The sequence below is a fragment of the Microbacterium testaceum genome (genome assembly GCF_006539145.1).
GTDB classification, from domain to species: domain Bacteria; phylum Actinomycetota; class Actinomycetes; order Actinomycetales; family Microbacteriaceae; genus Microbacterium; species Microbacterium testaceum.
In genome coordinates, this window is the sequence record NZ_BJML01000010.1 from 40,646 (window position 1) to 62,443 (window position 21,798).

The window sequence follows — 21,798 nt, forward strand, 5'->3', positions numbered from 1 at the left end:
CTCCATGTTGACGATATCACGCGCCAGATGTAGCGTGTTATCGTGAACACGGACAGTCCCACCGCCCAGCCGCTGGGCGCCGGCGTCGTCAAACGCTCGACGCGCCTGGCCGACGGCCGCGAGCTGATGTACTTCGACGACCCCGGCACGACGCTCGGCGCCGACCGCTCGGTCGACGCCCGCACCCTCGACCCCCGCCCCGCCACCGCCACCATGCGGCAGGACGTGCTGACCGGCGACTGGATCACCGTGGCATCCAATCGGCAGAACCGCGCGTTCCTGCCGCCCGCGCACCTCGACCCGCTCTCGCCGCAGACCCCGAGCAACCCGTCCGAGATCCCCTCGCTCTACGACGTCGCCGTCTTCGAGAACAAGTCGCCCTCGTTCGGGCCCGCCCTCGACGCCGCGGTCGGCGATGCCCCCGCGGCCGTCGACCCGCCCCGCAGCGACGACGACCTCGAACACCTGGGCCTCGGCCGCACCCGCACCTCGGTGGGCCGTTGCGAGGTCGTGTGCTTCAGTCCCCAGCACGAGGGATCGTTCGGCTCGCTCTCGCGGACGCGCGCCCGCACCGTCATCGAAGCGTGGGCCGACCGGACCGCGGCGCTGTCGGTTCTGCCCGGCATCCGTCAGGTGTTCCCCTTCGAGAACCGCGGACAGGAGATCGGGGTCACCCTCCCCCACCCGCACGGGCAGATCTACGCCTACCCGTACGTGACCCCGCGCACCCACCGCCTGCTCGACACGATCTCGCGCACCTCCGACGACCTGTTCGCCCGCATCCTCGCCTTCGAGCAGGCCGGCGAACGCGTCGTGCTGCGCGGAGAGCACTGGACGGCGTACGTGCCCTTCGCCGCCCGCTGGCCCATCGAGGTGCACGTGCTGCCGCACCGTCACGTCGCCGACCTCGCTGAGACGACCGACGCCGAGCGCGACGAGCTCGCCCCGTTCTACCTGCGCCTCCTGCGGGGGATCGACGCCCTGTACGACACCCCCACCCCCTACATCGCCGCCTGGCACCAGGCGCCGGTCGGCCGCGGACGCGAGGCCGTGCGCCTCAACCTGCAGATCACGTCTCCGCGTCGCGCCGCCGACAAGCTGAAGTACCTCGCCGGATCCGAGGCCGCCATGGGCGCCTGGATCGGCGACGTGACCCCCGAGTCGCAGGCCGAACGCCTGCGCGCCGCCATCGACACCGTTCCGGAGGTGACGGCATGACCGCCGTCGACGACGCCCGCGCCCTGCTCACCTCGCTGACGGATGCCCCGATCGTGGGGGTGTGGTCGGCCCCCGGTCGCGCCAACCTCATCGGCGAGCACACCGACTACAACGAGGGCTTCGTCTTCCCCTTCGCGATCGCCCAGCGCACCGCGGCCGCCGTCGCCCTGCGCGACGACGACGTGATCCGTGTGCGCTCGACCTTCTCCCCCGACGCCGTGGAGGTCTCGCTCGCCGGGCTCGACGCGGCGATCGCCGCCGGCGGCCTCGACTGGGCGGGCTACCCCCTGGGTGTCGCGTGGGCGTTGCGCCAGGCGGCTCCGGATGCCGAGACCCGGGGCGTCGACATCGCTCTGGCCTCGGATGTGCCGGTGGGCGCGGGACTGTCGTCGTCGGCCGCGATCGAGGGGGCCGTGGCATCCGCCCTCAACGACGTATGGAACGCCGGTCTCGACAAGGTCGCCCTCGCCCGCGTCGGCCGCGTCGCCGAGAACGACGCCGTGGGCGCCCCGACCGGGATCATGGACCAGATGGCCTCGATGCTGGGCGTCGCGGATGCGGCCACCTTCCTCGACTGCCGATCGCTCGACACGCGTGCGGTGCCCCTCGGCTTCGCCGACGCCGGCCTGTCGATCCTCGTCACCGACACGCTGGTCGAGCACGCGCATTCCACCGGCGGATACCGCGAACGCCGCGACGCATGCGAGCGTGGAGCCGCAGCCTTCGGCGTCTCGTCGCTGCGCGACCTCACCGTCGACGACCTCCCGCGCGCCGAGCAGATCCTCGACGACGTCACCTTCCGCCGCGTGCGCCACGTGATCACCGAGAACCAGCGCGTGCTCGACACGGTCGCCGCCCTCGACGCCGACGGCCCGTCCGCGATCGGCGACCTGCTCGTCGCCTCGCACGCCTCGATGCGCGACGACTTCGAGATCTCGGTCCCCGAGCTCGATCTGGCCGTCGACACGGCGCTGTCGAACGGCGCCCTGGGGGCACGTATGACCGGCGGCGGCTTCGGCGGGGCGGCGATCGCCCTGATTCCCACCGGACTCGTCCCGGCGGCGACGGCAGCCCTTCGCGCCGCGTTCGCGGCATCCGGCTTCCGCGCTCCAAACATCTTCACGGTGACCCCGTCGGCGGGCGCGCGCCGCGACGTCTGACCCTCCGGCGGTTTCGGCCGCGACGTCGGCGACCGCGCGCGACCCGCGACGGGCTTGCCCAGCTCGCCCCGCAACGGGCCCGCCCCGCTCGCTTCCCACGCATAAACGCGATCCACACGTATAAACGCGCTCTGCTCGCGTTTCTGCGCGCCGATCGCGTTTATGCGTGGGTCGAGGTGCCGCCGGCCGCGACTTCGCGCGACGCGTGCCGCACGGGCGGGACATCGCCGCTTCGCGAGGGCAGGATGAGGGCATGGATGCCGCTCCGCTCGCGCACACGTCGAAGGGTGACGTCCGCGGGTTTCGGCGCGGCGCCACCGCCGTCTTCCTCGGCATCCCGTTCGCCCGGCCGCCCATCGGGGCGCTGCGCTTCGCGGCTCCGGTCCCGCTCGAGCCCTGGGGAGGCGAGCGAGACGCCACGGCCTACGGGCCGACCGCGCAACGGGGCGACGCGGGCATCACGCTCATCCCGGAGCCGAGCGTGCCAGGAGACGCGACCCTGAACGTCAACGTCTTCGCTCCCGCGGATGCAGCCCCGGATGCCGACCTCCCGGTGCTCGTGTGGATCCACGGCGGCGGCTTCACCTCGGGCTCCCCCGCCAGTCGCTGGTACGACGGCGATGCGTTCGCGCGGGACGGGATCATCACCGTGGTGATCTCGTACCGGATCGGATTCGACGGCTTCGGCCTCATCGACGGCGCCCCCGCCAACCGGGGCCTGCGCGACCAGATCGCCGCCCTCGAGTGGGTGCGCGACGAGATCCGCGCGTTCGGTGGCGACCCCGCCCGGGTGACCGTGGCCGGGCAGTCGGCGGGCGGCGGGTCGGTGCTCGCGCTGATGACGAGCCCGATGGCATCCGGACTCTTCTCCGCGGCGATGGCCGTCTCGCCGGCGATCGGTGCCGTCTCGCGGCAGGCCGCGGGGGCGTTCGCCGCTCGTGTCGCCGCCCGTGCGGGCGTCCGCGCCGACCGCGCGGGCTTCGCCTCCGTGCCCGAAGAGCGCATCGTCGCGGCGCAGAGGAGCGCCCTCGCGCCGCACCTGGTCCGTGCGCGCTCGTCGCTCGCGACCCTGCTCGACGACGGTCTGCCGCTCGGACCGGTCGTCGACGGAGACGTGCTGCCGCGGCATCCGCTCGACGCTCTTTCGGACAGCGCCTCGTCCGACGTCCCGCTCGTGATCGGATCGACCGACGACGAGTTCACGGCTCTCACCGCCCGTTTCGCCGGGGTCCTTCGCCTCGTCCCCGTGCCGCTCGCCCTGGCGGTGCTCGGCCTTCGGCGCACGCGACGACGGGCCTACCTCGACCGCACCCGCCGGCGCGGAGCGGTAGCCGTGCTGGGCGGGTTCTTCACCGACCGCGTCATCCGCTCGACCGTGCTGAAGACGGCCCGGGTGCGGGGCGCGGCTCAGACCTGGCTGTATCGCTTCGCCTGGGCGTCGCCCGTGCCGTCCATCGGCGTCGCGTGCCACTGCCTCGACGTGCCGTTCTGGTTCGACCACCTCGACGCCGACGGGGTCGCCACGATCGCGGGCACCCCTCCGGCCGACCTGGCCGCGCAGATGCACGGCGCAGCCGTGTCGTTCGCGCGAGACCGAGACCCGGGGTGGCCGACCTGGGATGCCACGGCACGGCGCGCGCGCGTGTTCGATGCCCCGGCATCCGCCACCGCCGTGGAGACCGACGCCTACGCCGAGGTCGCTCCGCTGGTCTGAACGCTGCGCGGGCGCTGGTCTGCGCGGTCCGCGCGCGGGCGCGCGGGGCGCACGGGAATCGGATAAACGCAGCAGAATCGGATGCCACACGCCCGTGGATCCGATTTCGGTGCGGTGATCCGATTCCGGTGCGTCGGCCTGCATCCGTGATGCCGCACGCCCGTGGATCCGGGCACGCTGCGGCAGCCCGATTCCGGTGCGCCGACCCGCATTTGATCGGCCCGCCGGGGCCGCGCGGGGCGCCGGAGGGTCAGAGGTGCGGAATGACCTCGCGCTCGAAGAGCGAGATGCCGGAGGTGTCGTAGGCAGCCTCGGGGAAGTAGTGGATCGCGTAGCCGAGGCCGTGATCCGCGCGCTCGCGCAGGCGCTCGACGATCTGCGCGGGCGTGCCGAAAGCGTCGGACGAGCGGTAATCGGCCTCGATGGCATCCGCCCGCTCGTCGCCCACGTGCGGGCGCAGCCGCGCGACGACGGCGGCCAGACGGTCGGATGCCTCGGCCTCGGTCTCGGCGACGATCGTGTTGAAGTTCGTCGAGCGGGTGATCTCCGACGCGTCGCGACCGAGGGTCTCGCAGTGCCCGCGCAGCACCTCGGACTTGTGGTCGAACTCCTCGAGCGAGCCGCCGAAGTTCGTGTACGAGGCGTACTTCGCCGCGATCTTGAGCGTGACCTTCTCGCCGCCGCCGGCGATCCAGAGCGGGATGCCGCCGGGCTGAAGGGGCTTCGGCTGCACGATCGCGCCGTCGACCTCGTAGTACTTCCCCGACAGGGTCGCCTCGCCGGTGGTCCAGGCCTGGTGCATGATCTCGACTCCCTCGCGCAGTCGCCCGAGACGCTCCGCGATGGGCGGGAAGCCATAGCCGTAGGCCTTCCACTCGTGCTCATACCAGCCGCCGCCGATGCCCATTTCGGCGCGGCCGCCCGAGATCGCGTCGACCGTGGCCGCGACCTTGGCGAGGTACGCGGGGTTGCGGTAGCCCATGCACGTGCACATCTGGCCGAGGCGGACGCGGTCGGTCGCGGCGGCGAAGGCAGCCATGAGCGTCCACGCCTCGTGGGTGGCCTCCGTGCTGGGAACCGGCGTGGTGTGGAAGTGGTCGTACACCCACAGCGAGGCCCACGGACCGTCGTCGGCGCTCTGGGCGAGGGAGTTCATCACCCGCCAGTGCTCCGCGGGGTCGATCCCCACGAGGTCGAAGCGCCAGCCCTGCGGAACGAAGATGCCGAAGTCCATGGGCTCACCCTAGGCGGGGGCGCCGGCATCGCGGGCCGTTCGTGCGGAACCCGCCCGGGGTGGGGCACGATGCGCGGCGCGCGCCCTGACGCGGTGCGGCGCGATGCGCGCGGAGGCAGCCGGGCCGGCCGACGACAGCGACGCCGAAGACGGCTCAGCCGGCGAACGGCTCCAGGCGCCCTCGCATCACGGCCACGGCATCGGCGTTGTCGTCGATGAGCACCGAGTGCCGGCCCAGGGGGGCGGCGACGGCGCCGAGCGTGCCACTGCCGGCGAACATGTCGAGGACGCGATCGCCGGGGCGCGAGGACGCCTGCACCATGCGGCGCAGGACGCCCTCGGGCTTCTGCGTCGGGTACCCCGTCTTCTCGCGACCGGTGGTCGGCACGATCGTGTGCCACCACACGTCGGTGGGCATCTTGCCGCGCGCGGCCTTCTCGGCGGTGACGAGACCCGGGGCCATGTACGGCTCGCGGTCCACGGCGTCCGAGTCGAAGAAGTACTTCGCGGGGTTCTTGACGTACACCAGGATCGTCTCGTGCTTGGTGGGCCAGCGACGCTTCGTCTTGGCGCCGTAGTCGTACGCCCAGATCAGCTCGTTGAGGAACTTGTCGCGCCCGAACAGTGCATCGCACATGACCTTGGCGTAGTGGACCTCGCGGTAGTCCAGGTGCAGGTAGAGGGTGCCGTCGTCGGCGAGCAGGCGCCACGCCTCGACGAGCCGCGGCTCGAGGAAGCCCCAGTAGTCGTCGAAACGGTCGTCGTAGGTACGCAGATCGCCGCGCAGGCGCGCGTACTCGCGCCCGTGGAAGCCGCGCTGGACCACCGGGGGCGGGGGCGGCTCCTCTTCGGGGAACTCGAGCATGTTCGGATCGTCGAGGGATGCCGCGGCCTCGGGCGGGGCGGCATCCGGGGCCTCCTCCACCGATGCTCGGCGCGTCGCCGACTCGACGGCCTTCGAACGCGTGCGCCCGGTGTTGAAGGGCGGATCGAGGTAGACGAGCGCGAACGACCCATCGGGATAGTTCGGGGTGACGCTGAGGTTGTCGGCGTGGTGGATCTCGACGCCGCCCGGAGCGGGCGCGTCGGCGGGGATCTCGGCGCTCACGGGACGCGCTGCAGCCACGCGTCGGTGGCGAACTTCGAGTCGACGAGCGCCTGGGCCTCGGCGTACTCCTCGTCGCTGATGTGCCCCGGGGTCGCCCCGTACAGCGTGGTGAAGGTCTGGATGAAGCGCTCGATGACCTCGGCCCGGGGAAGACCGGTCTGGCTGCGCAGCGGGTCGACGCGCTTGGCGGCCGACACGGTGCCCTTATCGCTGAGCTTCTCGCGGCCGATGCGCAGCACCTCGGTGAGCACCTGGCCGTCCATGTCGTAGCTGAGGGTCGCGTGGTGCAGCACCCCGCCGTTGGCGAGGCGCTTCTGGGCGGCGCCGCCGATCTTGCCGTGGGGACCCGCGATGTCGTTGAGCGGCTGGTACACCGCGTCGATGCCGAGCGAGCGCAGCGCCTGGAGCACCCAGTCGTCGAGGAACGCGTACGAGTCGGCGAAGGTCATACCGGCGACGAGGGATGCCGGGACGTACAGCGAGTAGGTCACGATCGAGTTGGCCGCCATCATCATCGCGCCACCGCCCGAGATACGGCGGACGATGTCGAAGCCGTGCTTCTCGGCGCCCGCCGGGTCGACCTCGTTGCGCAGCGACTGGAACGAGCCGATGACGACGGCGCTCTCGTCCCACTCCCAGAGGCGCAGGGTGGGCTTGCGCAGCCCCGCGCCCACGCGGGTGGTGAGCACCTCGTCGAGGGCGAGGTTCATGCGGGGCGAGACGGGCTCGTCGTGCACGACCTCCCACTCGAAGTCGGCCCAGCCGGGAGCGGTCACCAGCGCGCGGCGGATCGCGGTCGCCACCGATTCGGGCGTGAAGCCGAGAAGCTGCGCCCCCTCGGGAAGGGCCGCGCGGATCGCCGCGGCGATCGTGGGGACGTCGGACTCGACCGGAAGACCGTTGACGGCCGCGTCGATGTCGTCGAGGGCGTCGTCGGGCTCGAGGAAGAAGTCGCCCGCGAGGTGGAAGCCGTGGATACGGCCCTCGCGCTCTTCGAGGTCGACGACGACCAGTTTTCCCCCGGGGACCTTGTACTCGCCGTGCATGGCTCCAGCCTACGGCGGTGCGGCCGCACACGCGGCGGCCCAAGACGGCGCGGAGCGCGAGACGGTGCCGCTCGGCGCCGAGGCGTCAGCGGGAGGCGGTCTCGAGGCTCGGGAGGCCCTCGGGCATCACGAGGGGGACCGAGCGCGCGCCCGGCCACCAGTTCGCGCGGCCGAGGAGCGTCATCAGAGCGGGTAGAAGGAGCCCGCGCACGACCGTGACGTCGAGGATCACGGCCACGACCATCCCCACCCCGATCTCTTTCATCGCCACGAGCTCGCCGAACGCGAAGCCGAGGAAGACGATGCAGATGGCCACGGCGGCCAGCGTCACCACCGGACCCGTGCGGGCGATGCCGTGGCGCACGGCCTCGGCGTTCGCGGACCGCGGGTCGGCGAAGAGGTCGCGCGCGCGCCAGCGTTCGGTGATGCGGGCGAGCAGGAACACCTCGTAGTCCATGGTCAGGCCGAAGGCGAGGAGTCCGATGAGCAGCGGGGTGGTGACATCGAGCGTGCCCGTCGGCTCGAACCCGAGCAGGGGCGCGCCCCAGCCCCACCCGAAGACGGCGGTCAGCACGCCCAGGGTCGAGGCCACGGTGAGGCCGGCGAGCACGAGCGCTTTCGCCGGCACGACGACGGAGCGGGTGAGGGCGAACAGCAGCGCGAAGCTGGCCGCGGCGACGATGAAGAGCGCCCACGGCAGGCGCGAGGCCAGGTGGTCGCGCGTGTCGATGAGCGAAGCGGCGGGACCCGTGACCTCGAGCGGCACCGGGGAGTCCAGACCGCGCACCGCGTGCACGAGGCTCTGCGCCGCCGGCCCCGTCGCACTGTCGCCGGTGGGCGTGAAGGCGACCGCGGTGACCTCGGGCGGCAGGCCCTGGACCACGTCGGCGTCGGCGACCTCGGGCAGGGCGGCGATCCGATCGAGGACGCCGGTGACCGCGGCATCCCGGATCGTTCCATCGAGGACGACCGTGACGGGCTCGATCCCGATCCCGGTGAAGCCGGTCGTCGTCGCCTCGTACGCCCGGCGCTCCTCCGCGGCCGCGGGGAGAGAACGGATGTCGGAGTCGTCGAGGGCGAGGGATGCCACGGGAGCGGCGAACAGCATCAGCAGAGCCGCGGCGGCGACGGCGGCGACGCCCGGGCGCCGTTGCGCGAAGCGCGTGGAACGAACGAGCACGCCCTCGCGCGCGGCGCGACCGGCCCAGGGGCGAGCCCAGGTGCGCGCTTCGGCGGAGGGGAGGGCGCGGTGCAGGAGCGAGAGCGTGGCGGGAACGAGGGTGAGGCCCGCGAGGGTCGAGATGACGACGACCACGGCTCCGCCGAGCGCCATGCCCGACAACAGCGGGTCGCCGAGCGCCAGGATGCCGACGAGGGCCACCGTCACGGCGAGACCCGACACGAGCACCGCGCGACCGGCGCCGGCGACGGTGCGGGCGATCAGCTCGTCGAGGGGGACGGTGGGGTCGGCGGTGCGCTCCTCGCGGAGGCGCAGCACCACCAGGAGGCTGTAGTCGACCGCGAGGCCGAGACCCAGGATCGTGACGACGTTGACCGCGAACTCGTTGACGTCGACGACGCGGGCGAGCAGGCCCAGGGCCGCCAGCGTCGGGGCGATCGCCGCGAGGGCGGCGACCACGGGGATCATCGCGATGCGCAGCGACCCGAGCGCGAGGGTGAGCAGCACGACGAGGACGAGGATCGCGGCGCCCTCACCGAGGGCGGCGTCGGCGGTGGCGCGGTCGACGAAGGCCTCTTCGGCCAGCAGAGGGCCACCGACGAGCACCTCGGGAGCGTCGATCCCGTGCAGCAGGCCGGAGACGGCGGATGCCGTGGCGACGGCCTCGTCGCCGCTGAGGCCGACGGCCAGTTCGACGACGACCAGCGACGAGCGTCCGTCGTCGCCGATCGCCCCGCCGGCCGTGTAGGCGTCGGTGACCTCGGCGACCCCGGGCAGGGAGCGGATGGACGACATCGCCGCGGTCGCGCTGTCGCGCAGCGTCGGGGAGAAGAAGTCCTCCCCGCGGAGGACGGCGGTGACGATCTCGCCCTCGGGGTCGAGGGCATCGAGGCGGTCGCTCGCGCGCAGTGACTCGCTCCCGGCGGGAGCGTCGGCGACCGAGACCGTGCGGTCGAAGGCGTCGCCGGCGAGGGCACCACCGCCGACGACCAGCACTGCCCACACGAGGAGGACGAACAGGCGATGCCGGCTGACGCGGCGACCGAGGGAGAACAGCATGGGGAACCTCTGGGACATGAGGGAGCGCCCCCGGCGACGGACGCGAGTCCGCCGCCGGGGGCGCCGGGGGGATCAGCCGCAGCTCTTGGCCGCGTACGAGGCCGTGGCCTCTCCGGTGCGACCGTCGCCGGTCGCCGACACCGTCGCTTCGCCGGCGGGGACCGAGACGGCACGGGTGGTGAAGGTGTGGAACACCGTCGCCCCGGGCTGGACGGCGGGGATGACCCGCTCGCCCCACGCCGTCGTGAGGGTCACGTCGACCGGCACCGTGTCGGTGTTGGTCGCGCGCACCGTCAGCGTCGCCTTCTTCGCCATGCAACGGACCTCGGCGGAGGCCGTCACCGCGAGGGGTGCCGGCTCGTCGATGTCCTTGACCCGAACGTTGCGGTACGACACCGCTTCGCCCCCGCCGTGGTTCTGCAGGCCGATGAAGCCCTGCGAGAGGTCACGCGCCGGATCGGTGCTGGTGAAGTCGTTCACCAGCGTGCCGTTGAGGTAGATCTTGATGGTCTGCCCCTTCACGACGATCTCGTACGCGTTCCACGAGCCGACGGGCTTGAGCGCAGCCTCGACCGCCGCGGCATCCGCACCCTGGAAGGTGTAGATCGCACCGGTGGTGCGGTCGGCGGCGTCGGTGGCGTCGATCTGGATCTCATAGCCCTGGTTGACCGCGACCCACGGGTCGTTCTGCGGGTCGGGGAAGCCGACGAAGACGCCGCCGTTGTGATCGGCGATGAGCTTCCAGTCCAGCTTGAGGCTGTACTCGTTCAACTCCTGCGCCTTGTGCCAGAGCAGACCCATTCCCCCCTCGCCGCGGATGCTGCAGTCGTTCTGTCGACCGAAGCCCCCGGGGCCCGCCATGCGCCAGCCGGCGTTCAGGCTCTCGAGAGTGCCGTCGAACAGCGAGCGGTACCCGTCCTCGACCTGCGCCGGAGCGCAGATGTCGGCGGTGCCGATCGAGAGGACGTCGACGTTGATGTTGCCCTTGTTGCCCGACTCGTACTTCAGCGCGATCGTGTTCGCCCCGGCGACCAGCGGCATGTCACGCGTGATCGTGGCCCAGGTCTTCCAGTCACCGGTCGAGGGGAAGTCCCACTTGCCGAGGTTCTGGCCGTTGACGTACAGGTTCACATCCTTGGTGCCGGGCGCGGGGTTCGGCCCGTTGGAGTAGCGCACGTTGACCGGAACGGTGCCCGCGGCTTCGGCGTTCACCGTGAACTCGAACGCGGAACCGGCCTGCCACAGGCCACCGGCGAAACCGGCACCCGAGTAGCCGCTGTGCTCCACGTCGAACTTGGCACCGCCGATCAGGCGGGCCTCTTCGGCCTCGTACCAGCCCTGGTCGGCCGGCGAGACGTAGCCCGGCAGGGAGTTGAGCGTGTACCAGGCCTCGGTGCTCCACAGCTTGTCGCCACTGGCGGCGGCGAAGGGCTGCGGGGAGCGCAGGTGCACGACGCGGCCCTGCTTGAGACCGTCGAAGGTCACTGTGACCGTCTTGCGGTCGGCGGATGCCGTGGCGCTCGTCAGCGAAAGGATCTCTTCGTCGACCTTGGGACCGCCGTAGGTGGAGGTCGGCAGGTAGCGCCACTGCTCGGCGCGGTATGCCGTGGCGAGGTTCGCCACCGTCTCGTCGGACAGGGGCTGGGTGTACTCGATCTCGAAACCGCCCTCGACGACCTTCATCGAGGTCATGTCGAACGTGTTCTGCGTGGTCTTCGGGACGAGCTTCTGCAGGCCGTAGGTGAGCTTGCCCGCCTCGCCCCAGTTGCCGCCCTCACCCGTGCCGCCGATGTAGAGCGACTTGTCGGGGCCCTCGATGACGCGGTTCACGCCGACCTCGAAGCCCGCGGAGTGGCGGAACACCGCCCCCTGGAACTCGCCGTCGACCTTTTCGAGGAAGGCGCGCTGCAGGCCGCCGTAGGTGACGTCGCCGAACATCATCTGGCCGGCGAAGGGGCCGTCCTTCAGCATGATGGGCGTGCTCGGCGAGTTGCCGATCTCGTTCTGCGGGATCCACACCACCGGCGGGGTCACCGGGTTGGCGTCGAAGGGCCCGGCGGGGTTCGTGTAGTGGTTGAAGAACCGGTCCTGCTTGATGTTGACGAGCTTGTTCGCGGGCAGCCAGGCACCCTGGTTGTCCATCGCGAACAGTTCGTTCTCGGGGCCGAAGGCCACGCCGTTGGGCGTGCGGAGACCCCCGGCGACGTAGCTGATCGCTCCGGTGGCCCGGTCGATCTTCACTGAGGTGCCGCGGTTCTTCGCGGGCTGCGGGTTGGTGGTGGCCCCGCCGTTGTCGATCGCCACCGAGAGGTTGACGTAGAAGTTGTCCTCGTCGTGGATCAGGCCGAAGGCGAACTCGTGGAAGTTGTTGCCCGAGGGGTACTCCGCGACCTTGCGCTTCGTCTCGTACGAGCCGTCGCCGTTCGTGTCGCTGAGCTCGGTGAGCTGGTAGCGCTCGGAGACGTAGATCTTGTCGTCGATGACATCGATGCCCATGGGGTTGAGCAGACCGCCGGCCGCCTCGACGACGGTGACGTCCTCGGGGCCGTCGGCCGCCTGGGCGCCCTTGAGCACGAAGACCTTGCCGGGGGTGGAGGTGTCCCACCCGCCGGAGTTGACCGAACCGGTGGTCAGCACGGCGAGGTCGCCGTTGCCGAGGAAGGCCAGACCCGAGACCTTCGGGGTGAAGCCCTCGGGGCGCAGGTTCACGAGCGTGTAGTCGGGGTTCACGGCATCCAGGCGCAGACCGTCTCCGGCGGAGTCGGTGCTGCCCTCGCAGTACTTCGTCCCGGGGGCGGTCACGCGGACGACACCCGCCTCGGTGCTGAGCACGCTGTTGGGGATGACGGTGAAGCTCGAGGAGCCCGGGACCTTCCATTCGACGGTGAGTTGCTGGCCGTTGGTGGCCTCGAACATCTCGACGAAGAGGTCGTGCACGCCCACGTCGAGCGTGACGGTGCCCTCGACGGATTCCGCTCCGTGGAGGCCGTCGTTGTCGATCAGCTGCGTGCCGTCGAGCGTGAGGCGTGAACCGTCGTCGCTCGTCAGGCGGAAGACGTACTGACCGGGGGTGCTGATGGTCAGATTGGCCAGGGCGTGCGTGATGAAGTTGTCGCCCGCGCCGAACTGCTCGTCGGTGCTCCAGTCGATGGTCGACATGAGCTTGTCGACGTTGGGGGTCTGGCCCGACTTGAGCGTGCAGAGCTCGGTGAGGGGCGGGGTGGAGTACGTGCGAAGCGTCACCCCCGGTTCTTGTTTGGGCAGGTCCGCCGGCGTATTGACGGCGGGGGCGACGGCGGCACCGGCGGGCAGGATCGCTCCTGTGGCCACCAGTGCTCCGCCCAGGAGACCGGCCGCGAGGGTTCTCGCGACGCGGGTGCTGCGCCAGCGGGGGCCGGACAAGACAGCGGGTACGGGCATCATTGCTCCTTCGGATCAGCGGCGGGGGTGACGGCGTCCGCTCGGACCGCACAGGTCGCCCTCGACCGTGGTCACTGTAGGAGTCTTTTGTCGATACGTCTACAAAACCTGACTAATTTGCGTGAAGAACTGCTGAAATCTGGCCCACGCACGGCCCACCGAAGACAGTAGCGCCCGCGAGACGTACCAAATTTCCCGATGAGGGCAATAAAAGAGCGAACGAGAAGCAGTCCGAGCACCGTGCAACTTTTGCTTGACGACCCGCGGAAGCCGCACTACTGTCGCAACGAACCCGCAGAACCGACCCGTGACAGCGCCGCCACGAGGCTCCCCCGAGTCCGCCGCGCCCGCTCGAAACGACGGCATCCCACGTTCACCGATCGGCTGGACGCCGGTCGTCCCGACCACCCGCCGGCGCCCGCCGACGACTCCACCCCTCGCGGTGGAAGAACGGAGCACCCATGTCCCCCACCTCCCGTCGCGGCCTGTCGGCCCGCATCGGAGTCGCAGCCCTCGGCGTCGGCATCCTGGCCGCCGCGGGTAGCGGCAGTGCGTTCGCGGCCGACGAGGACACCGTCGACGTGCAGGTCGAGATCGCCCCGGCGGCCGAGCCCGGAGTGCTCGCCCTGACCGTCGCCGGTGAGGCCACCGCCCTCACGGAGGGAGAGCCGTCGGGAACCGACCGCACCTTCACCGGCACCCTGCCGACGGTCACCGTCACCGACACCCGCCTGGCCGAGAACGTCGACCCCGAGGCGTACTGGTACGTCATGGGCGCCATCAGCGACTTCACCGGCACCGCAGGTCAGCCCGCGATCTCGTCGGCCGACAGCTTCGGCTGGTACCCCACCATCGTCGCGGGCGACAGCAGCCTCGTGGCGCCCGGTGACGACGTCGACCCGGGCATCGGCGGCTTCGTCGACGCCGAACTGCTCGCCAACGCCGACACCTCCGCCGCCGCCGCGGGCGGGTCGTATTCGGCCTCGGCGGGCCTGTTGCTGCAGACCCCGGCCACGGTCGCACCCGGCTCCTACTCGGCCACCATCACCCTGACCCTCCTCGAGGGGTGAGCGTCACGATGAGGACGACGGTCGCGCGAGGAGGATCCGCCACCCTGGCGGTGCTCTTCGGGGTCGCGGCCGCACTCGTCTCGGCGCCTCCCGCCACGGCGGACGACGCCGCCGACGCGGCGGTCACCTGGTCGGTGACCCCGGCCTCAGCGGAGGGGGCGGACGGCCGTCGCGTCATGCAGGTCGAACTCGATCCGGGTCAGCGGACGACCGAGCACCTCGCGGTCAAGAACTTCAGCGAGCGCGAGGCGACCTTCGCCCTCACCGCGGCGGACGGCTACTACACCGAGACCGGGCGCTTCACGATGCTCCCCGCCGACCGCACCTCGGTCGACGCGGGCACCTGGATCGCCGTCGAACCGTCGGTCACCCTCGCCCCCAACGAGACGCGGATCGTCGCGTTCGAAATCGCGGTTCCGAACAACGCCACCCCGGGCGATCACGCGGCCGGGGTCTCGGCTTCGGTTCGATCCACTTCCGCGGGGAACGACGGCACGAAGGTGGGCGTCGACAGCCGGGTCGGCTTCCGCGTCTCGACCCGGGTGACGGGCGAGCTCGCACCCGCGGTGGGCGTCGGCGAGGTCCGCGCGGAGTACACGCCGTCGTGGAACCTCTTCGCACCGGGGTCGCTGGCGTACTCGTACACCGCCGAGAACACCGGCAACACCGCCCTCGTCGTGACCGACGTGATCGATGGGGCCACCGGGGAACGCGGCGTGCTGCTCCCCGGGGAATCGCGTCAGGTGCACACCGAGGCGCAGCCCGCGTGGCCGACCTTCCTGCTTGCGAAGGACGTGACGGTGGATGCCGCGGTGCCCGACGCGACACTCACCGCGACCCCCGTGACGCACAGCGTCACCGTCTGGGCGGTGCCGTGGCTGCACCTCGCGGCGGCGATCGGGGTCGCCCTCATCGTCGCGGCCGTCGCCTCGGGTCGCCGTCGCTCGCGACGCCGCCTCGACGACCTCGTGGCGCAGGCGCGCGAAGAGGGTCGGCGCGAGGCGGTGACGCTCTCATGAGCGACGTCGTGTTCCTGAGCGCCGCCGTCGCCGACGACGGCGTCGGCGTGACCGTCGAGATCACCCCTCAGCCGACGGCCACCTGCACCGTGGACTGCTCCCCGCCGCCCGGCGCGGGCCCGGGATCCCCGGGCGGCGGGCTCGCCATGACCGGTGGCGACATCGCCTCGATCCTGCTCGCCGCGGCGCTCGTGGCCGCGGGACTCACGGCGACGGTGTGGGCGCGATGGCGGCGACCGAGGCCCGACCGGAACTGACCGGCTCGTCGCCGGCGCCGCCGCTCGCTTCGTCACGCGAGCGGCGGTGTCGGCGTTCGATCGCCTGCCCCGCGTACGACGCGGCGATGATGAGCACGGCGCCGATCATCCCGGGCGCGCCGACCGCCTCGCCGCCGATGGCGACACCCACGGCGAGCGCCCACACGGGCTCGGTACCCATGAGGATGCTCGCGCGGGTCGCCGAGGTGCGCCGCACCGCCCACAACTGCACCACGAACGCGAAGACCGAGCACAGCAGTCCGAGGAAGAGCACGTCGACCCATCCGGATGCCGAGAGCCCCGCGGCCGCACGCGGCAGGTCGGCGCCGGCCACGGCCGACGAGGCCAGGGCGCACACGACCAGTTGGACGAAGACGACGGCGAGGGTGCTGTCGTGTCGGCCGCGGGTGAGGTGCCCGCTCGCGGTGACGTGCACGGCGCGGACGACCGCCGCGGCGATGACGAGAGCGTCGCCCAGGTTGGGGGTACGGAGGCCGCCCTCTGAGACGAGCAGGGCCACGCCGACCACCGCAGCCACGGCCGCGACGAAGTACGTCCGCGGGAGCCACGAGCGCGCGGCGACGCTCTCCAGCACCGGGGTGAAGACGAGGGCGAGACTGATGAGGAGCCCGGCGTTGGTCGCCGAGGTGAGGTGCACGCCCGCGGTCTCGAGCCCGATGATCGCCGCCTGCGAGCAGCCGAGCAGAGCGGCGATCGCGAGGCCGCGCCCCCGCGGCATCCGTTCCCGTCTCATCAGGCACAGGATGCCGAGGGCGATCGCGGCCACGACGAAGCGCAGCGCCACGCCGGAGGCGACGCCGGTCTCGGCCACCAGCTCCTTCGCGGCGAGGAAGCTGGCACCCCAGACCGCGGCGACCGCGACGAGGAGGAGGTCGACGACGATTTCGGGGACGCGGCGGGCCATACGCCTACCGTCGCTGGCTGCAGACAGAAGATCAACGGGCACTTTCTTCACTGTGACGTAAGTTCTCCCTTATGGATGTGGCCCACTTGCGCCTGCTGCGCGAACTCCGCGACCGGGGAAGCGTGGCGGCCGTGGCGGAGTCGCTGCACGTCTCGGCGTCGGCGGTGTCGCAGCAGCTCTCGGCGCTCCAGGCGCACGTACCCGTTCCGCTGACCACCCGGCGCGGGCGCACCCTCGCCCTCACACCCGCCGGCCAGGCCCTCGCCGCCGCCGGGACGCGGGTCGACGAGGCCCTGGTCTCGGCCCGAGAGGCCGTGGGCGCCTTCCTCGACACGAGCGACCGCCCGGTGCGCGTCTCGGCCTTCCACAGTGCCGCTCTCGCGCTCTTCGGGAATCTCCTGCGCGAGCTCGACGGCACGCCACCGCTGCGCCTCGCCGACGCCGATGTGGCACACCGCGACTTTCCGGGACTGACGGCCGACCACGACATCGTCGTGGCACACCGCCTCGCGCACGACGAACCGTGGCCCGTGGACCGCGTGGTCACGGTGCCGCTGCTCGAGGAGCCGCTCGACATCGCCCTGCCGGCCGACCACCCGCTGGCCCGACGCGACGAGCTGCGCGCGACCGACCTCGTCGCCGAGAGGTGGGTGTCGGTGCACCCCGGATTCCCGCTCGCCGGGGTGCTCGATCATCTCGCCGCCCACGTGGGGCGCCCTCTCGAGGTCGCCCACCGCATCAACGAGTTCTCGGTGACGGCCGAGGTCGTGCGCGCCGGGGCGGCGATCGCCGTCATGCCGCGCACCACGACGACACCCCTCGCCGTCGATGGACTGGTGCTGCGACCGCTCGCCGATGTCGCCCTGGTCCGCCACGTGGACGCGCTGGCGCGACCCGACGCACTGGCCTACGCCGCGGTGCGGCGCGTGCTCTCGGCGCTGCGTACCGTGTCGGCGCGGGCGTCGGCACGCGTCGCAGGCGCCGACTCCGACTGACCCGCGGGGCGCGGCGCGACGTCGGGCGGCTTCACGGCGGCGCGGCGACGGGAACCCCCGCGTCCCGGAGCGCTCAGCGCGTCGGCGGCGGATCCGCGACGGCTGCTGCGGGCCGGGGGGCGGGGTGCGCCGGCGCGACCCCGGGGTCGAGCGGAACCTCGTCGTCGTCCTTCATCGCCTTCAGCTCGCCCTTGAACAGCCGGGCCGATCTGCCGACACTCTGGGCGAGGGCCGGCAGCTTGGCCGCGCCGAACAAGAGGACGATCACCGCGAGAACGATCAGCAGATGCCATCCGGTCAGTCCATGGAGCATGGGGCCTCCTCGGCCGTGTCGGCCGCTCTGCCGACGGGTGGGGGATCGGCGCTCGTCGCACCGTTCGGCGATGCTAGCCCGCGACGAAGGCAGACCACAAGACTCGCGTTAGCCGTTCTTTTGTTGTGTGCACATTACGCATCTTTTGATTGACCTATGGAAAAACATCCGTCAAGATGACGACGAGCGACGTCCCGCACCGCAGGACGCCTCATCCCCCCGAGGCTCGCCGCGCGAACCGCCCTGAGAGGCGATGATCGGCGACCCCTCCCACTCGACGAAGAGTAAGGAGCACGCACCGCGTGTGGCCGACCGCCACCGCATGAAGAGCCCGGGCCGCCACGACCAGCCGTTGAGACCGACTGAGTGGCGACCCGGTGAAAACAACTCGAACGCATTCACAGGAGCTGTTTCACGATGAACTCTACTTCTCGGCATCCGGTCGTCCGGTCCCGGTTGACGGCGGTCCTCGCGGCCACCGCGCTGGGCCTGGGCGCCATCGCCGCAGCGCCCGTCCCCGCCTTCGCGCACGACGGGCACGACCACGGCACGACCGACCCCGGGGGCGACCACGGCGACCCCACCGACCCCGGCACCCCCGACCCCGGCGACACCGGCGAGAACGGCGGCACTCTGGACTGGAGCAACTACGAGCGCGTGCTGCTGACCAAGGACGTGGGCGAGCCCATCGACCTCGCGGTCCTGCCCGACAAGCGCGTGCTGCACACCGCCCGCAACGGCGACGTGCGCCTGACCGACCCGGCGACCGGTGTCACGCGGGTCACCAACACGCTCGACGTCTACGCCAACTCCGAGGACGGCCTGCAGACGGTCGCCCTCGACCCGAACTTCGCCGAGAACAACTGGGTGTACCTCGTGTACTCCCCGCGCGACGCGGACGGCGACGGCGTGGCCGACACCCCGGCGGGCAACTCCCCCAACACGCTCCCCGCGGGCGCCGACGAGTCGTACTGGGACCAGTGGGTCGGCGTGAACCGTCTCGCCCGCTTCCAGTGGAACGGAGACGCCCTCGACCTCGCGAGCGAGCAGGTCGTCCTCGACGTCGAGGTCCAGCGCGGGCAGTGCTGCCACGTCGGTGCCGACATCGGCTTCGACGGCGACGGCAACCTCTACCTGAGCACGGGCGACAACACTCCGGCATCCACCCCGGGAGCCAACGGCTTCGCGCCCAACAACGACGCCCCCGGTTACAACCCCGGCTTCGACTCGCGCCGCGGCGCCGGCAACACCAACGACCTGCGCGGCAAGATCCTGCGCATCCACGTCGAGGACGACGGCTCGTACACGATCCCCGAGGGCAACCTCTTCGCCCCCGGAACCGAGCTCACCCGCCCCGAGATCTTCGTGATGGGCGTGCGCAACCCCTTCCGCATCGAGGTCGACATCGAGACCAACTCGCTGTCGTGGGGCGACTACGGCCCCGACGCGACGAAGGCCGTCGCCGAGACCGCGGGCCGCGGCCCCATGGGCCTGGTGGAGTGGAACGCCATCAGCCTCGACGAGCCGCAGAACGCCGGCTGGCCCTACGTGCACGCCGACAACCAGGCGTACAACGACTGGGACTTCGCCACGGCGACGCCGGGTGCGTTCTTCGACCCGGACAACCTCAAGAACGAGTCGCGGTGGAACACCGGTCTCACCGATCTTCCCCCCGCGCAGCCCGCGACCCTCTGGTACGGCGACAACCCCGGCGACCAGCCGTGGGACGAGCTGGTGAACTTCGGAGCCGGTAACGGCCAGGGGCCCATGGGCGGCCCCGTCTACCACTACGACGAGAACAACCCCTCGCCCACGAAGCTCCCCCAGCACTGGGACCGCAAGGCGTTCATGGGCGAGTTCTCGCAGGACTACATCGCCGCGTTCACGCTCGACTGGGACACCTTCGAGGTCAGCGCGATCGAGGACTTCCTGCCCAACGCCGCTCTGAGCACCCTCGGTCAGCCGCCGCACGACAACCCCATGGACATGGAGATCGGGCCCGACGGCTCGATGTACGTGCTCGACTACGGCGACGGCTTCTTCCGCGCGAACCCCGATGCCGGTCTGTACCGCATCGACTACGTCGCCGGGAACAAGTCGCCCCAGGCCCGCTTCATAGCGACCCCCACCTCGTCGTCGCAGGCGCCCCTGACCGTCGAGTTCGACGCGTCGACCTCGACCGACCCCGACGGAGACACACTCACCTACGAGTGGGACTTCGACGGCGACGGGGACTACGACGCCACCGGCGTCACCGCGTCGTACACGTACACCGAGCTGGGCAACTACAGCGCTCGCCTGCGCGTGTCCGACCCGGGTGGACGCTTCGGCCTGACCTCGCGCACCATCTCGGTGGGCAACCAGGCCCCCGAGGTGACCGTGGCCTTCCCCGGCAACGGCGCGTTCTTCGACTGGGGTCAGGCGATCCCCTTCCAGGTGACGACGACGGATGCCGAGGACGGCGACGCCACGGACTGCTCGCGCGTGACGTGGACCTACGGTCTCGGCCACGACGAGCACGCCCACCCCGAGGTCTCGGGCACGGGCTGCACCGGCGTCTTCCGCACCGACCCGAACTCGCCCGAGCACGGCCCCGGCGCCCTGCTCTACGGCGCGGTCGTGGTCACCTACACCGACGCGGGCGCCAACGGACTGCCGGCGGCCACGGGCGAGGCGACCGTTCGCCTGAACCCCAAGCTGCAGCAGGCCGAGCACGCGATCCGTCGCGAGGGCGTCACCACGTACGCCGACGCCGGCGCCTCGGGCGGAAACGCCGTCCGCGGCCTCGGAGCGGGCGACTTCCTCGCCTTCGACCCGGTGAACTTCGCCGGGATCGACGGCGCCGTGGTCCGCGCGAGCGGTGCGGGAGAGGTGCAACTGCGCTGGGGAGCGGCCGACGCCGAGCCCTTCGCGACCGCCACCATCCCCGCGGGGAACGGCTGGCAGGACGTCGAGATCGCCCTCGGCGCCCCCGAGGGCACCGGAGCGCTCTACGTCACCTCGGCCGACGAACTCGCCGTCGATGCGCTGACGATGGTCGGCGACGGCGTCGGAGACGTCACACCCCCGACGGTCGCGCACACGCTGGCCCCCGCCACCCCCACGGGTGTCGGCGGCGTGTTCAACGAACCGGTCCGCTTCTCGGTGCAGGCCGCCGACAACGGCACGCTCGCGAGCGTCGAGTACTCCCGCGACAACGGCGCGACCTGGGTGACCCTCGCGGCGAACCAGCAGTACGGGGTCACGTTCGACCAGGACGGCGCCTACGACATCCGCTACCGCGCCACCGACACCGGCGGCAACGTCTCGGAGCTCGGTTCGGTCTCGTTCACGATCGACCTCGACGCTCCCGATGAGCCGACCGTCGACACCCGCACGCTCGTCTCGCTCGGCTCCCCGCGCGTCACCTACGGCGCCCCCGGCGACGTGACGGTGTCGGTGCGCGGAGAGGGCGGCGCCCCCACGGGCGAGGTCGTGCTCACGGTCGGCGAGACCGAACTCGGTCGCGCGACGCTGGACGCCGACGGCAACGCCGTCGTCGCCCTCCCGGCGGACCTCCCGGTCGGCACGCACACCCTGCGGGCCACCTACGGGGCCGACGAGACCTTCAAGGGATCGGCCGGCATCGGTCGCCTCACGGTCTCGCAGGCGAAGTCGACGACCTCGGTCGCCGTCTCGCCGACACCGGTCAAGCCCGCCGTGGCCGCCACCGCCACGGTCCAGGTGGCCTCGTCGACGGGCATCGTCCCGACCGGTGACGCCACGGTGACGATCCGCCGCAACAACGCGGTCGTCACCACCCTCACCGGCACGCTCGGCACGGACGGCACCGTCCAGGTGACCCTGCCCAAGCTCAGCACGGAGGGCACCTACCAGGTGCAGGCCTCTTACACCGGTTCGACCGGGATCGCGAAGAGCAGCGGCAGCGCGACCCTGACCGTCAAGAAGTAACACCCCGGTGGGGGTCGCGCACCGTGGCCCCCACCACCCCCACGGTCGTCCCCGGCCCCGGGGCGGACCCACCTCGAAGGAGAGTCATGAGTCACCACCACGACCACGCGCACCCCACGGTGCCGGATC

Annotated in this window: 15 protein-coding genes; 8 read left to right on the top strand and 7 right to left on the bottom strand. The window is 71.5% G+C overall.

The window, feature by feature from the left end; all coding sequences use genetic code 11:
• Positions 1 to 126 precede the first annotated feature (126 nt).
• The 3 genes from galT to MTE01_RS13940 all read left to right on the top strand — a co-directional run bounded on the left by galT (position 127) and on the right by MTE01_RS13940 (position 4,092).
• Positions 127 to 1,218: a galactose-1-phosphate uridylyltransferase gene (gene galT, locus MTE01_RS13930; protein WP_246078317.1), complete on the top strand. Its 1,092-nt coding sequence runs from the start codon at positions 127 to 129 to the stop codon at positions 1,216 to 1,218.
• Positions 1,215 to 2,378: a galactokinase gene (gene galK / locus MTE01_RS13935; RefSeq protein ID WP_103208384.1), complete on the top strand. Its 1,164-nt coding sequence runs from the start codon at positions 1,215 to 1,217 to the stop codon at positions 2,376 to 2,378. The genes galT and galK overlap by 4 nt, the downstream gene beginning before the upstream one ends.
• 253 nt (positions 2,379 to 2,631) lie before the next feature.
• Positions 2,632 to 4,092 (top strand): carboxylesterase/lipase family protein, encoded by a 1,461-nt coding sequence (locus MTE01_RS13940; protein WP_141378094.1) that lies wholly within the window; start codon positions 2,632 to 2,634, stop codon positions 4,090 to 4,092.
• A 250-nt stretch (positions 4,093 to 4,342) separates the two neighbouring features.
• On the opposite strand, the gene MTE01_RS13945 is transcribed toward MTE01_RS13940, so the two are convergent.
• The 5 genes from MTE01_RS13945 to MTE01_RS13965 all read right to left on the bottom strand — a co-directional run bounded on the left by MTE01_RS13945 (position 4,343) and on the right by MTE01_RS13965 (position 13,139).
• Positions 4,343 to 5,326: an LLM class F420-dependent oxidoreductase gene (locus tag MTE01_RS13945; protein ID WP_141378095.1), complete on the bottom strand. Its 984-nt coding sequence runs from the start codon at positions 5,324 to 5,326 to the stop codon at positions 4,343 to 4,345.
• Positions 5,327 to 5,480: 154 nt separating this feature from the next.
• Complete coding sequence (locus MTE01_RS13950; RefSeq protein WP_246078315.1) at positions 5,481 to 6,434, bottom strand: DNA-methyltransferase; 954 nt, start codon at positions 6,432 to 6,434, stop codon at positions 5,481 to 5,483.
• A complete protein-coding gene (lplAB, locus tag MTE01_RS13955) occupies positions 6,431 to 7,480 on the bottom strand; it encodes a lipoate-protein ligase LplAB (RefSeq protein WP_103208378.1) in 1,050 nt (349 codons plus the stop codon). Before lplAB ends, MTE01_RS13950 begins: the two co-directional genes overlap by 4 nt.
• Before the next feature lie 85 nt (positions 7,481 to 7,565).
• Positions 7,566 to 9,719, bottom strand: a complete 2,154-nt coding sequence (locus MTE01_RS13960; protein WP_170210713.1) for an MMPL family transporter — start codon at positions 9,717 to 9,719, stop codon at positions 7,566 to 7,568.
• Positions 9,720 to 9,791: 72 nt separating this feature from the next.
• A complete protein-coding gene (locus MTE01_RS13965; RefSeq protein WP_141378097.1) occupies positions 9,792 to 13,139 on the bottom strand; it encodes a 3-keto-alpha-glucoside-1,2-lyase-like domain-containing protein in 3,348 nt (1,115 codons plus the stop codon).
• Between the two features lie 461 nt (positions 13,140 to 13,600).
• Between MTE01_RS13965 and MTE01_RS13970 the strand changes: the two genes are divergently transcribed.
• Genes MTE01_RS13970 through MTE01_RS13980 form a run of 3 tightly spaced genes read left to right on the top strand, consistent with a single transcriptional unit; the run spans position 13,601 to position 15,485 of the window.
• Positions 13,601 to 14,209: a hypothetical protein gene (locus MTE01_RS13970; protein WP_103208373.1), complete on the top strand. Its 609-nt coding sequence runs from the start codon at positions 13,601 to 13,603 to the stop codon at positions 14,207 to 14,209.
• A gap of 8 nt (positions 14,210 to 14,217) precedes the next feature.
• The gene (locus MTE01_RS13975; protein ID WP_141378131.1) at positions 14,218 to 15,228 is read left to right on the top strand and encodes a WxL protein peptidoglycan domain-containing protein; all 1,011 of its coding nucleotides are present in this window, start codon (positions 14,218 to 14,220) and stop codon (positions 15,226 to 15,228) included.
• Positions 15,225 to 15,485, top strand: a complete 261-nt coding sequence (locus tag MTE01_RS13980; protein WP_103208369.1) for a hypothetical protein — start codon at positions 15,225 to 15,227, stop codon at positions 15,483 to 15,485. The genes MTE01_RS13975 and MTE01_RS13980 overlap by 4 nt, the downstream gene beginning before the upstream one ends.
• Here the strand turns inward: MTE01_RS13980 and MTE01_RS13985 are convergent.
• On the bottom strand, positions 15,433 to 16,410 hold the full coding sequence (locus tag MTE01_RS13985) for a DMT family transporter (protein ID WP_141378098.1): 978 nt from the start codon (positions 16,408 to 16,410) through the stop codon (positions 15,433 to 15,435). The genes MTE01_RS13980 and MTE01_RS13985 overlap by 53 nt on opposite strands.
• Positions 16,411 to 16,481: 71 nt before the next feature.
• On the opposite strand from MTE01_RS13985, the gene MTE01_RS13990 reads away from it, so the two are divergent.
• A complete protein-coding gene (locus MTE01_RS13990) occupies positions 16,482 to 17,405 on the top strand; it encodes a LysR family transcriptional regulator (protein WP_141378099.1) in 924 nt (307 codons plus the stop codon).
• A 73-nt stretch (positions 17,406 to 17,478) separates the two neighbouring features.
• On the opposite strand, the gene MTE01_RS13995 is transcribed toward MTE01_RS13990, so the two are convergent.
• A complete protein-coding gene (locus MTE01_RS13995) occupies positions 17,479 to 17,718 on the bottom strand; it encodes a Sec-independent protein translocase subunit TatA (protein WP_141378100.1) in 240 nt (79 codons plus the stop codon).
• A gap of 417 nt (positions 17,719 to 18,135) precedes the next feature.
• Between MTE01_RS13995 and MTE01_RS14000 the strand changes: the two genes are divergently transcribed.
• Positions 18,136 to 21,669: a PQQ-dependent sugar dehydrogenase gene (locus MTE01_RS14000; RefSeq protein ID WP_141378101.1), complete on the top strand. Its 3,534-nt coding sequence runs from the start codon at positions 18,136 to 18,138 to the stop codon at positions 21,667 to 21,669.
• The last annotated feature ends 129 nt before the right edge of the window (positions 21,670 to 21,798 follow it).

Bases quoted from the DNA above. Each gene is read 5' to 3' on its own strand.
- galT (WP_246078317.1), top strand. From the start codon at position 127: ATGTACTTCGACGACCCCGGCACGACGCTCGGCGCCGACCGCTCGGTC.
- galK (WP_103208384.1), top strand. From the start codon at position 1,215: ATGACCGCCGTCGACGACGCCCGCGCCCTGCTCACCTCGCTGACGGAT.
- MTE01_RS13940 (WP_141378094.1), top strand. From the start codon at position 2,632: ATGGATGCCGCTCCGCTCGCGCACACGTCGAAGGGTGACGTCCGCGGG.
- MTE01_RS13945 (WP_141378095.1), bottom strand. From the start codon at position 5,326: ATGGACTTCGGCATCTTCGTTCCGCAGGGCTGGCGCTTCGACCTCGTG.
- lplAB (WP_103208378.1), bottom strand. From the start codon at position 7,480: ATGCACGGCGAGTACAAGGTCCCCGGGGGAAAACTGGTCGTCGTCGAC.
- MTE01_RS13960 (WP_170210713.1), bottom strand. From the start codon at position 9,719: ATGCTGTTCTCCCTCGGTCGCCGCGTCAGCCGGCATCGCCTGTTCGTC.
- MTE01_RS13965 (WP_141378097.1), bottom strand. From the start codon at position 13,139: ATGCCCGTACCCGCTGTCTTGTCCGGCCCCCGCTGGCGCAGCACCCGC.
- MTE01_RS13970 (WP_103208373.1), top strand. From the start codon at position 13,601: ATGTCCCCCACCTCCCGTCGCGGCCTGTCGGCCCGCATCGGAGTCGCA.
- MTE01_RS13975 (WP_141378131.1), top strand. From the start codon at position 14,218: ATGAGGACGACGGTCGCGCGAGGAGGATCCGCCACCCTGGCGGTGCTC.
- MTE01_RS13980 (WP_103208369.1), top strand. From the start codon at position 15,225: ATGAGCGACGTCGTGTTCCTGAGCGCCGCCGTCGCCGACGACGGCGTC.
- MTE01_RS13985 (WP_141378098.1), bottom strand. From the start codon at position 16,410: ATGGCCCGCCGCGTCCCCGAAATCGTCGTCGACCTCCTCCTCGTCGCG.
- MTE01_RS13990 (WP_141378099.1), top strand. From the start codon at position 16,482: ATGGATGTGGCCCACTTGCGCCTGCTGCGCGAACTCCGCGACCGGGGA.
- MTE01_RS13995 (WP_141378100.1), bottom strand. From the start codon at position 17,718: ATGCTCCATGGACTGACCGGATGGCATCTGCTGATCGTTCTCGCGGTG.
- MTE01_RS14000 (WP_141378101.1), top strand. From the start codon at position 18,136: ATGAACTCTACTTCTCGGCATCCGGTCGTCCGGTCCCGGTTGACGGCG.